General features: G+C 59.7%; 11 protein-coding genes. 2 read left to right on the plus strand and 9 right to left on the minus strand.

What is annotated here, in order from left to right; translation table 11 throughout:
• Positions 1-370: 370 nt before the first annotated feature.
• A complete protein-coding gene (acuI, locus tag CBW22_RS22235) occupies positions 371-1,363 on the plus strand; it encodes an acrylyl-CoA reductase (NADPH) (RefSeq protein ID WP_088517893.1) in 993 nt (330 codons plus the stop codon).
• A 17-nt stretch (positions 1,364-1,380) separates the two neighbouring features.
• Here acuI and CBW22_RS22240 read toward each other — a convergent pair whose 3' ends face one another.
• Genes CBW22_RS22240 through CBW22_RS22260 form a run of 5 tightly spaced genes read right to left on the minus strand, consistent with a single transcriptional unit; the run spans position 1,381 to position 7,416 of the window.
• On the minus strand, positions 1,381-2,160 hold the full coding sequence (locus CBW22_RS22240; RefSeq protein WP_088517894.1) for a heme ABC transporter ATP-binding protein: 780 nt from the start codon (positions 2,158-2,160) through the stop codon (positions 1,381-1,383).
• Positions 2,153-3,154, minus strand: a complete 1,002-nt coding sequence (locus tag CBW22_RS22245; protein WP_088517895.1) for a FecCD family ABC transporter permease — start codon at positions 3,152-3,154, stop codon at positions 2,153-2,155. Before CBW22_RS22245 ends, CBW22_RS22240 begins: the two co-directional genes overlap by 8 nt.
• Positions 3,147-3,971: a heme/hemin ABC transporter substrate-binding protein gene (locus CBW22_RS22250; protein ID WP_088517896.1), complete on the minus strand. Its 825-nt coding sequence runs from the start codon at positions 3,969-3,971 to the stop codon at positions 3,147-3,149. Before CBW22_RS22250 ends, CBW22_RS22245 begins: the two co-directional genes overlap by 8 nt.
• The gene (locus CBW22_RS22255; RefSeq protein WP_088517897.1) at positions 3,968-4,999 is read right to left on the minus strand and encodes a hemin-degrading factor; all 1,032 of its coding nucleotides are present in this window, start codon (positions 4,997-4,999) and stop codon (positions 3,968-3,970) included. The genes CBW22_RS22250 and CBW22_RS22255 overlap by 4 nt, the downstream gene beginning before the upstream one ends.
• Positions 5,000-5,049: 50 nt before the next feature.
• Positions 5,050-7,416: a TonB-dependent receptor domain-containing protein gene (locus CBW22_RS22260; protein WP_088517898.1), complete on the minus strand. Its 2,367-nt coding sequence runs from the start codon at positions 7,414-7,416 to the stop codon at positions 5,050-5,052.
• A gap of 341 nt (positions 7,417-7,757) precedes the next feature.
• Between CBW22_RS22260 and CBW22_RS22265 the strand changes: the two genes are divergently transcribed.
• Positions 7,758-8,045, plus strand: coding sequence for a SelT/SelW/SelH family protein (locus tag CBW22_RS22265; protein WP_088517899.1), 288 nt, complete (start codon positions 7,758-7,760; stop codon positions 8,043-8,045).
• 5 nt (positions 8,046-8,050) lie between these two features.
• On the opposite strand, the gene CBW22_RS22270 is transcribed toward CBW22_RS22265, so the two are convergent.
• The 4 genes from CBW22_RS22270 to dnaK form a co-directional block, all read right to left on the minus strand.
• Positions 8,051-8,590, minus strand: a complete 540-nt coding sequence (locus CBW22_RS22270; RefSeq protein WP_021314062.1) for a PadR family transcriptional regulator — start codon at positions 8,588-8,590, stop codon at positions 8,051-8,053.
• An 85-nt stretch (positions 8,591-8,675) separates the two neighbouring features.
• Positions 8,676-9,449: a siderophore-interacting protein gene (locus CBW22_RS22275; protein WP_088517900.1), complete on the minus strand. Its 774-nt coding sequence runs from the start codon at positions 9,447-9,449 to the stop codon at positions 8,676-8,678.
• A 442-nt stretch (positions 9,450-9,891) separates the two neighbouring features.
• Entirely contained in the window at positions 9,892-11,028 is a 1,137-nt protein-coding gene (dnaJ, locus tag CBW22_RS22280) for a molecular chaperone DnaJ (protein WP_021508663.1), read from the minus strand.
• Between the two features lie 103 nt (positions 11,029-11,131).
• Positions 11,132-13,042, minus strand: coding sequence for a molecular chaperone DnaK (dnaK, locus tag CBW22_RS22285; RefSeq protein WP_021508662.1), 1,911 nt, complete (start codon positions 13,040-13,042; stop codon positions 11,132-11,134).
• Positions 13,043-13,211: the final 169 nt, after the last annotated feature.

The following is a 13,211-nucleotide window of genomic DNA, read 5'->3' on the forward strand; positions in this document are numbered from 1 at the left end:
AGATGACAGAGGCGCGCTTGTCATGAAGCGCACGGCGACAAGTGCAGACGTGCATTGTACCGGACATGGCGGCGTCCTCAGCGATGAAGATGGGGAAGAAATTCGGGCGACATGATGGCATCTTTTTTTACCGGGAACAACCAATCAGGGCGGAATTTTGATGCAGAACACCAATGTGCTACTTCATTGATTTAAATGAATAATAGTTAAGGCGTCTATTTTTAACTGCCTGAATAGTCGAAGATTACGCAAAGTTATGCAGAATGTAACACCGGTGCGATAGCGACCGCCTGCCGCGCCCATCCGCCTGGCACTCCCTGCGGCAGAAGCGTACTATGGAGCGCACTTCTCCCAACCAGCCGGAGGCTGCATGTTCAAGGCACTGGTCATTGAAAATGATGAACAGGGATACCGCACATCCCTGCAGGATCTGTCAGAGCAACAATTGCCCGATCACGATGTTACCCTCGAAGTAAGCTACTCCACCCTCAACTACAAAGACGCGCTGGCCATCTGCAATAAAGGGCCGATTGTGCGCCAGTTTCCCATGGTGCCGGGCATCGATTTTGTTGGCCGGGTGATCCACAGCCGTCATCCGGAGTGGCAGCAGGACGATGTTGCGCTGCTCACCGGCTGGGGCGTGGGTGAAAAACACTGGGGCGGGCTGGCGCAGAAAGCCAGCGTCTCCGGCGACTGGCTGGTCAAGGTCCCGGCGGCGCTCAGCCCGCTGCAAACCATGGCGATTGGCACCGCCGGCTTTACCGCGATGCTGTGCGTGCTGGCGCTGGAAAAACAGGGCATCACACCGCAGCACGGTCCGGTACTGGTTACCGGTGCCAGCGGCGGCGTGGGTAGCTTCAGCGTGAGCCTGCTGGCACGTCTCGGCTATGAGGTCGTGGCATCCAGCGGCCGCGCCAGCGACAGCGCCTACCTGCTCGATACGCTCGGCGCCTCCGCGATTATCGACCGTAACGAACTGAGCGCGCCCGGCAAACCGCTGGCGAAAGAGCGCTGGGCCGCCGCGATCGATAGCGTCGGCAGCCACACGCTGGCCAATGTGTTAGCCGGGATCCAGCGCGACGGCGTGGTCGCCGCCTGCGGCATGGCGCAGGGCCTCGATCTGCCCACCAGCGTTGCGCCGTTTATTCTGCGCGGCGTTACGCTGGCCGGCGTGGACAGCGTGATGTGCGCCAAACCGCTGCGTCAGCAGGCGTGGCAGCGTCTGGCGGAGCTGGTTGACGGCGCGCAGCTGGAGCAGATGACCAAAGTGATCCCACTGAGTGAGGCGCGCGCAGGCGCAGAACAGCTGCTGGCGGGCCAGGTGCGTGGTCGGCTGATTGTCGATTGCCGCCAGGTGCCCTGACCCGGTGCAGGGTGCCGTTATGGCCGCAACTGTATCTGCGGCCGATCCTGCGCTGGCGGCGTAACCACCTGCAGGTCGGCCTGATACCAGCGCGTCAGGATCGGTTCGGTCATCACCGCGTGCGGTGCGCCCTGCGCCACCAGCTGGCCGTGGTGTAACAATAACACCCGATCCGACCACAGTGAGGCCAGATTCAAATCGTGCAGCACCGCGCAGACGCTGAAGCGGCCATTGCGCGTCAGCCGGTGCAGCAGGCGCAGAGTGGACTGCTGCCAGTAGAGATCGAGCGCGGAGGTGGGTTCATCCAGCAACAGCCAGCCGCGCGGGCCGTCGTCATGCCACAGCTGCGCCAGCACCCGGGCCAGCTGCACGCGCTGCTGTTCCCCGCCCGACAGCGACCGATAGTCGCGCTGCGCCAGCGGCGCGCTGCCGGTTAACTGCATCACCTCCTGCACCACCGCCTGGCAGTTACCGGTCGGCCAGGGTGCGCGCCCCATCGCCACCACGTCGGCAGCCGGCAGCGGAAAGGTGACGCTGTTTTGCTGGCGCATCACTGCCCGGCGCTGGGCCAGCGGTTCGCGCGGCCAGGCCGCCAGTGGACGATCGCCCAGCCAGCATTCGCCAGCGTCCGCGTGCAGAAAGCCGGTCAGCAGCCGCAGCAGCGTCGACTTACCGGCACCGTTAGGACCGATCAGGGCAACCATCTCGCCTGGCGGCAGCGTCAGGGAAACATCATCGATTAAGGTACGCGTTCCCTGGCAAAACCGCAGTCCGCGCGCCTGCAACTGCTCACTCATTCAGCCCCCTTTGCTGGCGCAGAATCTGCCACAGGAACCACGGCCCGCCCAGCAGACTCGTTAGCAGCCCGACCGGCATTTCGGCCGGAATCACCACGGTGCGCGCCAGCGTATCCGCCAGCAACAGCAGAATCGCTCCCGCCAGCGCCGCGCCCGGCAGCAGCCATCGGTGGTCACTGCCGAGACAAAAACGCATCACATGCGGCACCACCAGCCCGACAAAACCGATAATACCGCTGACCGCCACCGCCGTGCCCACCAGCAGCGCACTCAGCACCAGCAGCTGGCGCTGCGTGCGTTTAACATCGACGCCCATATAGTGCGCGTCCTCTTCGCCCAGCTGCAGCAGATTGAGGCGACGCGCGCGCGTCTGCACCAGCAGCAGCGCCGGAACGATCAGCAGCGCACACACCAGCAGGCTCGGCCACTGGGCACCCGTCAGGCTGCCCATGCCCCACAGCGACAGCTGACGCAGCTGCTGGTCGTTGCTCAGCCATGACAGCACGCCAACCGCCGCGCCGCACAGCGCATTAATCGCAATGCCCACCAGCAGCAGGCGCGCCAGCTGACCCTGCGCCAGCCGGCTAAAGCTGAAGATCAGCAGCGTCACCACCAGGCTGCCGGCAAACGCTGCCAGCGAGGGCAGCCACAGCGTCAGCAACGGCGGCAGGCTGACGGGCAACACCACTGAGAGCGCCACCGCCAGCCCGGCACCGCTGCTGATACCCAGCAGTCCGGGATCGGCCAGCGGATTACGAAACAGCCCCTGCATCACCGCGCCGGACACCGCCAGCGCCATGCCAGTCAGCACCGCCAGCAATACGCGCGGCAGGCGAATTGTGAGCCAGATTTGCCAGGCCAGATCGCTAAGCGGCGCCTGCCACAGCGTGCGCAGCGACAGCGGCATCGCGCCGAGGTTGGCCGCCAGCAGCATGCACACCAGCATGCTGAAACTCATTAACATCAGCCAGCGCATCATCAGGCGGTTAATCATGCTGCACGGCTTCCGCCGCATGGCGCAGACGCAAAATCGCGCCCGGCGTATCGAGGCCGAAACTCAGCAGCGCCATCTCATCAATCACCAGCAGCGCGTGATGCTGGCCGGCCGGCGTCAGCTGCAGGCCCGGCAGCGCCCACACCGCCTGTTCGCCCCCCAGCGTGCGCAGCCCTTCTTCGCCGACCACCACCAAATCCGGTGCTGCCGCCACAACGCCCTCCTGTGACAGCTGCTGATAGTGAGGCACCGCGCCCATGGCATTGACCAGGCCGGCAGCGCGAATTGCGCCGTCAGCGCCGGTCTGCGCACCAGCCGCCTGGGTGCGTAAACCGCCGTGCGCCATGATAAACAGCACTTTCACCGGCAGCGGCTGCTGCGGTAGCTGCGCACGCTGTTTGTTGACCTTGTCGATCAACGCGCGGGCCGCCTGTTCACGCTGCAGCGCGTTGCCAATAGTGGCGATTTTGTCCGTGATGGCATCGAGGCGGTTATCCCCACTGACCTCCACCACCGTTACCCCGGCGTCCGCCACCTGCTGCAACACCAGCGACGGTTTAGCCAGCGCGCTGGCCAGTACCAGCGTCGGTTTCAGTGCCAGAATGCCTTCCGCGTTGAGCTGGCGCATGTAGCCGACATCCGGCAGCCTGGTGGCCGCCGCCGGATGCTGGCTGGTGCTGTCGCGCGCCACCAGCTGCGCCTGCGCACCCAGCGCGTAGACGATCTGCGTTACATCGCCCCCAATAGTAATGATGCGCTGCGCCGCCCACGCCGGCAGCGTCAGCAGAGCAAGCAGTGTCAGGATCAGCGCTTTCATGCGGCGGCTCCTGTCGGCGTCAGCGCCATCACCTGCTCGCGCCAGCGTACCTGTTCCGGCGTGCCCTCGCTGCGCTGGCCGTAAAGCTGGGCAATCTGCGTGCCATCGGCAGCAAACAGCTCCAGACTGGTGACGAAGCCATCACCGCCCGGCTTGCGCGTCACCCAGCTCTCGTGAATGCGATCCGCCATCAGATGCAGCGTGAACGTGGGGTTAAAAACGTTAATCCAGTTATCCAGCGGCACCACTTTCCCGATAGTGCCGGTAAAGATCTGGGTACAGCCGCGATTGCCGACGAAAATCATGATTTCATTGCCATCCTGCTGTACCTGGGCCAGCAGCGTTGCCAGCGCGGTGTTGCTCACCTGACGCGCTAAATCATCCGGCACCGCGCGAAACGCCTGCGACCGCGAGAGATGGTGACGCTTCAGCAGGCCAAAGAACTGATGCACATCGGTCATGGCACGCCACTCCGCTTCGACAGTGCCGGCATCCACCCTGTCGCTGAACGGCGTGGCACTGACCGGCTGCGGCTGCAGCTGAGGCGCGTGCGCCAGCCGGAAGCGCTCAATTAACGCCTGCCACGCCGGCATCTCCGTTTGCGCGGTGGTGTAAATTTTCAGCACCGCATCGGCGTGACGATCGAAAATCTGTATGCTCTGCCGTTCGCCGTGCGCGGTCTGCTCGTGCAGGAAGAAAGCACTGTGCCACTGCGCGGGAAACAGACGCTGGTCGAGCGCACGCGGATTAAGCACCAGCCCGCCATGCTCGCCGAGATGCAGATTGCTGTAGGTTCCCACCTGTTCGTGCACCGCCCAGGCATTGCGCGTAATACTTTTGGTCTCACCCACTGCCGCCAGCGCCGTCAGCAGCGCCGGAAAATCGGCGCGCAGCGGCTGCGCGTCGTGGCCCACGCGCGCCTCGCACAGCTGTGCTTCCCCTATGCCCATCAGCGCGGCTAAATCACGCGCGTACATTTTTGGCTGCTGGCCTTTCAGCGCCAGATAGTGTTGATAGCGTTGATGCATTACGCTTGCTCCCGTGAAAATGCCCTGCGCCACCGTAGGGCGAAAAGTGATTAGAAGTCGACGTTCACGCCCAGTTGCCAGGTGCGTCCCGGCATCACGGCCAGATTGATGTCGTTGCGCTCCTGCGCGCTGGCGCTGGTCAGCGTGCGGCTGCTGAGGTAATCCCAGTATTTACGATCGGTAATGTTGTAGACACCGCCGCTCAGCCTGACGTTTTTCGTCAGCTGCCAGTACGCGGTGGCATCGATCAGGCCGTAGCCCGGCACGCGCATGTATTCGCTGCTGGCGTCGCTGATGGCCGCCCCGCTGTTGCTGTAGCTCTCACGGTTGGTGGCGCTGGCCTGTTTGCCTTTGACGAAGGTGGCGGTGAGCGCAGCGCCGTAACCGCGCGCTTTGTCGTCCCACGCGACGCCGACAATCGCTTTCAGCGGCGCGACACTGTCGAGATCGATGTATTTGTCGCCCAGATAGCGGGATTTCGCTTTCCCCTCGCTGTAGCCGAGCGCGAACGTGCTGCTCAGGCCATCCACCGTCGGGAACCAGCTGCCGTAGTTGACGCGGGTGCTGATCTCCGCCCCATAAATGTAGGCTTTGTCGCGGTTCTCAGCCTGATAGCTGGTGTAGATGTTGGCCGGAACATTGACGAACATCGCCGGGTTGGTGGCGCGACGATAGCGGGTATAGGCAATAAAGTTTTTGTAGGTGTTGTAGAACACCGAGGTATTGAGGGTGATGCCGTCGGTCGGCTGTCCTTTCAGACCCCACTCAAAATTGTTGCTGGCCTCGGTTTTCAGATCGGCATTACCAATCAGCGCATACTGCGCGCTGCCGGCGTAGCTTGAACCAAGGTTCCACGAGCCGTACAGCTGGCTGGTGGTCGGGAACTCCACGCCGCGCTTATATTGCAGCCAGGTGGTGAGCGCCGGGTTGATATCGTACTGGAAGGTCAGTGACGGCAGCACTTCGGTGTCTGAATTGGTCTTGCCGTACAGTTTTTCCACCTGCTCTTCGGTCAGCACCGTGCTGCCGTTGGTCAGATCGCCGAGGTTCTTCGGTTTGGTGCTTTGATGAATAACGCGCACGCCGGGAATCACCGCGAAATTGTGGCTATCGAGATCGAAATTGATTTTATCCTGCAGATAACCGGCCACGGTCCAGGAACGGCTGTCCGACTGTGGCTGGGTGATGGTGCCGAAGGTGCCCGGGTTCGGCTCCTGGCGGAACGGACGCTCGCTTTTCTCCACCCGCGCGTTGACGCCTGCGCTCAGTTCGTGGCGGCCGAGGGTTTTGCTGGCGCGCGTGTCAAACCCTAAGGTATCGACGTTGTAGTCAGAGTAGACGAAGCCATACTGACTGGCGCTGGTCGGTAACCAGGTGGTGTCGTGCGCCTCGGTTTGCTGCCAGTAAATTCGCGTGGTCAGCGTATCGATCATCTCGTTGTACGGCGTCCACTCATCGGCAAGGTTAATGCCCCAGCGGCGCGAATCGCTCTGCTGTTGCGCAGTGCCCCAAATAGTGTTGCCGCTGCTGCTGTCCCAGGTATCGTAGTGGGTGTGAGTGGTTTTGTGGTAGTAGTCGAAGGTGGCGCTCAGCTTGTGCTGATCGTTTGGCTGCCAGATGCCCGACGTCATAAAGGCATCCGAGTGCCAGTTGGCCGGGTAGGCGTCTTTTACGCCGCTGTTGTTGCGCGTCTGCTGGCCGTCGCGGCGGCTGTAGACAAACAGGCCGCGCAGTTCATCATCCCCTGCCGCCGCGGTGATGCCGTTGTGCCAGCTGCGATCTGCCGAACTGTAGTCGCTCTGATAACCGAAATAGTGGGTTTTATCGCTGCTGAGATAGTCGTCCGGCGACTTGTTATGAAACGATACGTTACCGCCGATTGCGGTGTTAGGTTGTTCCACCGATGTAGCGCCCTTCTCAATTTCGACGCTGCCAAACATATACGGGTCGATGTAGTCGCGACCGATACCGAAGGTATTGTTACCGGCGCGACTGACGTACGGACGACCGGTGGCGTCCGGTACCGGAATGCCATCAATATCCAGACCGACACGGTTACTTTCCAGACCGCGAATGTTGTAGCCGGTGTAGCCTGCACGGTCAAAGCCGCTTTTACCGGCTGACGAACCGCCCGCCGCGCCAGTGGCGCTGACCAGCGGCTCATAACGCATGATCGAACCGAAGTCATTGGCGCCGCGTTTTTGCAGATCGCTGGCGGTGAGCGTGGTTTTGCTGCCGGCCTGCTGCTTAGGTGCGGTAACGGTCATTACCGGTTCATTGCTGCTGTTGTTCTCTGCGGAACGCGCCAGCGTACTGCTGTCGCTGGCGGCATAGCTGCAGGCTGCGTGAATGGCTGAAGCAAGAACAGCGACTTTACACAGACGCTGCTGAACAGTTCCCTGAAGGTTGAAAGACATGCGCGAAATACCTGGTTAATTGTTAGTATTCGCTCACTTATTTGCTGCCAGAAAACCACGGCTCTATGCTAAAAACCGTGAAACAGCGCGTCACGCTGGCCAGATAATGTTATCGATCCCGGCACCTGTGGCACGTGTCATGCGCGCTTCAGTGCACAGCTGCCGTGTATAACTGGCCGCGGTGCCGCAGGGATGCCTGTGGGATTTATAGAGAGTAAAATGATGGCGAAAACAATTTAATGCAATTGCTAATCATTATCAATATCATTTGCATCAGGATGTATCTTTGTGCGCACAATTTGTTAACCCATGATTAATCAGGCACTAACAGGAGGGATAAGATGGCAGATAAACCGGCAGTAACCATTCACTACTGTACTCAATGTAACTGGCTGCTGCGTTCGGCGTGGATGGCGCAGGAGCTGCTGCATACCTTTGCCGGCGATCTCAACGCGGTCACGCTCCAGCCCGGCAGCGGCGGCGTGTTCGAGATCAGCATTGATGGTCAGGTAATTTGGGAACGCAAACAGGAAGGCGGCTTTCCCGATGCGGCAGCATTGAAGCAGCGGGTGCGCGATGTCTGCTGGCCGGATCGCGAACTGGGGCACGTGGACAAGAAGAAACCGTAACGCGCTTAGCTGTTGGCGATCTTCTCTGCCGCGTCCTGCAGCGCCGCCACGACAATCTCCACCGTGGCCGGTGAAATCTGCTCCTGCGATAACCGGTGATTGAGCGTATAGCGAAGCGTATGGATCGCCTGCTCCACCTGCGGAATGCTGCGGTTGTTGACCAGGATCGCCAGCGAAGTGAGCCGCCCGATAATCACCGCCACGTTTTCGCCATTTTCCGCCAGCAGCGCGCGGCCCGCATCGTTGAGCGCGTAGGCTTTGCGCGTGGCCTGGGCATCCACTACGCGGATGGCGTCCATCTCTTCCAGCAGCGTCAGGTTGGGATAAATAATGCCGGGGCTGGGGGAATATTCGCCTTTCGACAACTCTTCCACCGATTTGATCAGCTCATAACCGTGCGCCGCGCCGCTGGCCAGAAAGTGCAGCATCAGCAGGCGAATATCACTGGCATCCAGCATCCTTTCGCGCCGCTTTCTGCGTGCGCCGGCACAGCTGGCACGCTGTGCCGCATCGGCGTGCTCTGGAACATCCCGCTGCTGTTTCATCGCCTTCCCGGGGTCAGTTGAGGGAGGTTGATAGTAGTCTGGTGCCTGGTAAAATTCAACACAGGCGGCAGCGGGCGGGTGCCGGTTATTTCTGATGCCAGTAAGCGACGGCGCGCACCAGGTCGCTGTGCGCCGCGCGCTGCTGCGTAAAGTAATCGCTCAGCTGTTTCACCGCCGCGCCTTCGCCGGTCAGCCAGATGAAGTAGTCATCAGCAGGCAGCACAATCGGGTCCAGCAGCGGCGTCAGCGCCTCAGCCTGCATGTTGCCGCTGCCGAGCCAGCTCACCGTGACGTCCGGCAGGTCACCAAGATACGCGCGGCCGACTGGCTCATCAACACAGGCCAGCAGATGAATCTGTTGTGCCTGTATTTCCTGATAGCGGCGCTTAAATGCCGGCAGACCGGTCTCATCACAGACATAAATCTGACAGGCATAATCCACCGGCACGACGCATGAGCCGCGCGGGCCGCCCATCGCAATGCGATCGCCCGGCTGAGCGGCACTCGCCCAGCTGCTGGCGACGCCGCCGTCGTGGATGTAAAAATCCAGCGTCAGCGAATCGCTGCCGTTAAAGGCCAGCGGCGTATAGTCGCGCGCCGCCGGACGCACGCCGTCAGGCCAGACGATGCCTTCGTCGGTCATGTGTGGCAGCGCCAGCGCACCGCCCGGCGTATCCGGGAAAAACACTTTGATGTGGTCGTCAAAAGAGGGCGAGTGGAACCCCGCCAGATCGCTGCCGCTAAAGACGATGCGCCAGAAGGCATCGGCCACCCGCGTTTTGCTGGCGACGGTGATGTGACGGAAGCGTAATTCATTGCGCACGCGTTGTGGAGCGCGGTGGTGAGTCGGGTTTGGCAACGTTTCTCTCCCTGCAGCGACGGTCCCGCGCTACTGCGCTGCCGCACACCGCTGATGGTGCATGTTATCGAAAATCATTCTCATTAAACGCCTTGCAAGATACCTATGATATATTTTCGACGCAATGCCGAAAAATGCTATTGGCGAAAACGGAGCCGGTTTTAACAACGTGAGGAGGCGTTTGTTGGCGGGGATTTTCACGGCTTGAGTTCGCCATAAAGGGCGACCTGTTGAGGTAGTCGCAAGCCGCACGATATTGGTAGCGGCGCGATTTATCGCGCAATAAATTGCGTCACTAGCGAAAATGCTGCCGTTTTGACAGGAGGTGATCTGTTAAGGCGTTGAATGACGAAAAACAATGCCGTTGAATATCTGCATAGCAGAGCTGCGCATAAAAAAAGCGGAGAGTTGCCTCTCCGCTTGTTACTGTCTGCGCACCCGCTTAACGGGTCAGATCGTCAAAGAACTTCTTTACGCCGTCGAAGAAGCTTTTCGAACGCGGGCTGTTTTTCTCGCCGGTTGGTCCGCCGAAGCTCTCTTCCAGCTCGCGCAGCAGCGCTTTTTGCTTGTCGTTGAGGCTGACCGGGGTTTCCACCACCACGCGACACAGCAGATCGCCGACCGCACCGCCGCGCACCGACTTCACGCCTTTGCCGCGCATGCGGAACAGTTTGCCGGTCTGGGTTTCTGCCGGCACTTTCAGCTTCACGCGACCGTCAAGCGTCGGCACTTCAATCTCGCCGCCCAGCGCTGCCATGGCAAAGTTGATCGGTACTTCGCAGTACAGGTTGTTATCTTCACGCTCAAAGATCGGGTGTTTTTTCACCGAAACCTGCACGTACAGATCGCCAGCCGGTGCGCCATGCTCACCCGCTTCACCTTCTCCGCTGAGGCGGATACGGTCGCCGGTATCGACGCCGGCCGGGATTTTCACCGACAGCGTTTTCTGGCGCTCAACGCGGCCATGGCCGTGACAGGCGTTGCACGGATCTTTAATCACCGAGCCGCGACCGTGACAGGTCGGACAGGCTTGCTGCACGGTAAAGAAGCCCTGACGCATCTGTACCTGACCCGCACCGTGACAGGTCGGACAGGTCTGCGGCTGGGTGCCCGCTTTGGCGCCGCTGCCGTGGCAGACATCACACTCTTCCAGCGTAGGAATGCGGATCTCTTTGGTCACGCCGCGTACCGCTTCTTCCAGCGTCAGTTCCATGTTGTAGCGTAAATCGGCGCCGCGTGAGGCGCGCTGACGGCGACCACCACCAAAGATATCGCCGAACACGTCGCCAAAGATATCGCTGAAGTCGGCACCGCCGCCACCAAAGCCGCCGCCGAAGCCGCCACCACCGCCCTGCTCAAACGCCGCATGACCGTACTGATCGTAAGCTGCACGCTTCTGCGCATCGGTGAGGATCTCGTAGGCTTCCTTGACCTCTTTGAATTTCGTCTCGGCCTCTTTATCGCCCGGATTACGGTCCGGGTGATACTTCATCGCCAGGCGCTTATAGGCCTTTTTGATTTCGCGCTCATCGGCGGATTTTGAGACGCCTAAGATCTCGTAAAAATCACTCTTAGCCATTTTTCTCTGCCCTTAACATGATCGCACGGGCGTGGAGAGATCTCCGACGCCCGTGCTGGTTTCAACGACTGTCAGGCCAGCCGTCGCGCCCGGTCAGGGGCAATTATTTTTTATCTTTCACTTCTTCGAATTCAGCGTCGACAACGTCGTCATCTTTCTTCGCCGAAGCGTCGCCGGCATCCGCTGCGCCGGCCTGAGCCTGTTGCTGCGCCAGTTCCATCAGCTTGCTGGACACTTCCATCAGCGCCTGCATTTTGGCTTCGATTTCTGCTTTATCTTCGCCTTTCAGCGCGGTGTTCAGCTCGTTAAGGGCAGACTCAATCGGTGCTTTGTCTTCCGCTGACAGTTTGTCACCGGCTTCGTCCAGCTGCTTACGCGTGCTGTGCGCAATCTGGTCACCCTGGTTACGCGTCTGCACCAGCTCTTCGAATTTACGGTCTGACTCGGCGTTAGCTTCCGCGTCACGAACCATTTTTTCGATCTCTTCCTCGTTCAGGCCAGAAGAAGCTTTGATGGTGATCTTCTGCTCTTTACCGCTGTTTTTGTCCTTCGCAGACACATGCAGAATACCGTCAGCATCGATGTCGAAGGTCACTTCGATCTGTGGCATACCGCGCGGCGCAGGCTGAATACCGTCAAGGTTGAACTGGCCCAGCGATTTGTTATCCGCCGAACGCTTACGCTCACCCTGCAGCACGTGAATGGTCACGGCAGACTGGTTGTCTTCAGCAGTCGAGAACACCTGGCTGTGCTTGGTTGGGATCGTGGTGTTCTTGCTGATCAGCGACGTCATCACGCCACCCATGGTTTCGATACCCAGCGACAGCGGGGTCACGTCCAGCAGCAGAACGTCTTTTACTTCACCAGCCAGCACGCCGCCCTGTACCGCAGCACCCACAGCGACTGCTTCGTCCGGGTTCACGTCTTTACGTGGCTCTTTACCGAAGAACTCCGCCACTTTCGCCTGCACCATTGGCATACGCGTCTGACCACCGACCAGGATAACGTCGTTGATGTCAGAAACCGACAGGCCAGCGTCGTTCAGCGCCACTTTCAGCGGCTCAATTGAACGGGTAACCAGATCTTCTACCAGTGATTCCAGCTTCGCGCGGGTCACTTTAATGTTCAGGTGCTTAGGACCAGTCGCATCCGCCGTGATGTACGGCAGGTTAACGTCGGTCTGCTGCGCAGAAGAGAGCTCAATTTTCGCTTTCTCTGCCGCTTCTTTCAGGCGCTGCATCGCCAGCGGATCGTTGTGCAGATCGATGCCCTGATCTTTCTTGAATTCGGCAACCAGGTAGTTGATCAGACGGCTGTCGAAGTCTTCACCGCCCAGGTGGGTATCACCGTTGGTGGCCAGTACTTCAAAGGTTTTCTCGCCGTCGACTTCGTCGATCTCAATGATAGAGATGTCGAACGTACCACCACCCAGGTCATATACCGCGATGGTGCGGTTGCCCTGGCCTTTATCCAGGCCGTAAGCCAGTGCCGCTGCGGTCGGTTCGTTGATGATACGTTTTACGTCCAGACCCGCGATACGGCCGGCGTCTTTAGTCGCCTGACGCTGCGCATCGTTGAAGTAAGCTGGAACGGTGATAACCGCTTCGGTTACCGGCTCACCGAGGAAATCTTCCGCGGTTTTCTTCATTTTTTTCAGCACTTCTGCAGAGATCTGCGGCGGTGCCATTTTCTGGCCTTTCACGTCCAGCCATGCGTCACCGTTGTCAGAACCGATGATTTTGTACGGCATGATTTTAATATCACGCTGCACTTCTTCGTCCTGGAAACGACGGCCGATCAGGCGCTTGATTGCAAACAGGGTGTTCTGCGGGTTGGTCACCGCCTGACGTTTAGCCGGTTGACCGACCAGAGTTTCGCCATCCCCGGTATATGCAATGATTGACGGTGTGGTGCGATCGCCTTCGGCGTTTTCAAGCACGCGTGCTTTGCCACCGTCCATAATCGCCACACATGAGTTGGTTGTACCCAGGTCAATACCAATAATCTTACCCATCTAAACGTCTCCCACTTAAATTCTTTGCCAAATTGGGTTGTGAAGCAGAGATGCGGTCACGCTGACCACTTTCAACTGCTGCGGCAGATTTTTTTGCTGCCTCACAATGCTTGATGACAACTAAATGGGGCCGCTTCGAAGCGCATCAAGGGTTAAAACTAAAAAAAAT

This window comes from Pantoea sp. VS1 (assembly GCF_002207995.1).
GTDB lineage: Bacteria > Pseudomonadota > Gammaproteobacteria > Enterobacterales > Enterobacteriaceae > Pantoea > Pantoea dispersa.

Bases quoted from the DNA above. Each gene is read 5' to 3' on its own strand.
- CBW22_RS22245 (WP_088517895.1), bottom strand. From the start codon at position 3,154: ATGATTAACCGCCTGATGATGCGCTGGCTGATGTTAATGAGTTTCAGC.
- CBW22_RS22265 (WP_088517899.1), top strand. From the start codon at position 7,758: ATGGCAGATAAACCGGCAGTAACCATTCACTACTGTACTCAATGTAAC.
- dnaK (WP_021508662.1), bottom strand. From the start codon at position 13,042: ATGGGTAAGATTATTGGTATTGACCTGGGTACAACCAACTCATGTGTG.
- acuI (WP_088517893.1), top strand. From the start codon at position 371: ATGTTCAAGGCACTGGTCATTGAAAATGATGAACAGGGATACCGCACA.
- CBW22_RS22270 (WP_021314062.1), bottom strand. From the start codon at position 8,590: ATGAAACAGCAGCGGGATGTTCCAGAGCACGCCGATGCGGCACAGCGT.
- CBW22_RS22260 (WP_088517898.1), bottom strand. From the start codon at position 7,416: ATGTCTTTCAACCTTCAGGGAACTGTTCAGCAGCGTCTGTGTAAAGTC.
- CBW22_RS22250 (WP_088517896.1), bottom strand. From the start codon at position 3,971: ATGAAAGCGCTGATCCTGACACTGCTTGCTCTGCTGACGCTGCCGGCG.
- CBW22_RS22255 (WP_088517897.1), bottom strand. From the start codon at position 4,999: ATGCATCAACGCTATCAACACTATCTGGCGCTGAAAGGCCAGCAGCCA.
- CBW22_RS22240 (WP_088517894.1), bottom strand. From the start codon at position 2,160: ATGAGTGAGCAGTTGCAGGCGCGCGGACTGCGGTTTTGCCAGGGAACG.
- dnaJ (WP_021508663.1), bottom strand. From the start codon at position 11,028: ATGGCTAAGAGTGATTTTTACGAGATCTTAGGCGTCTCAAAATCCGCC.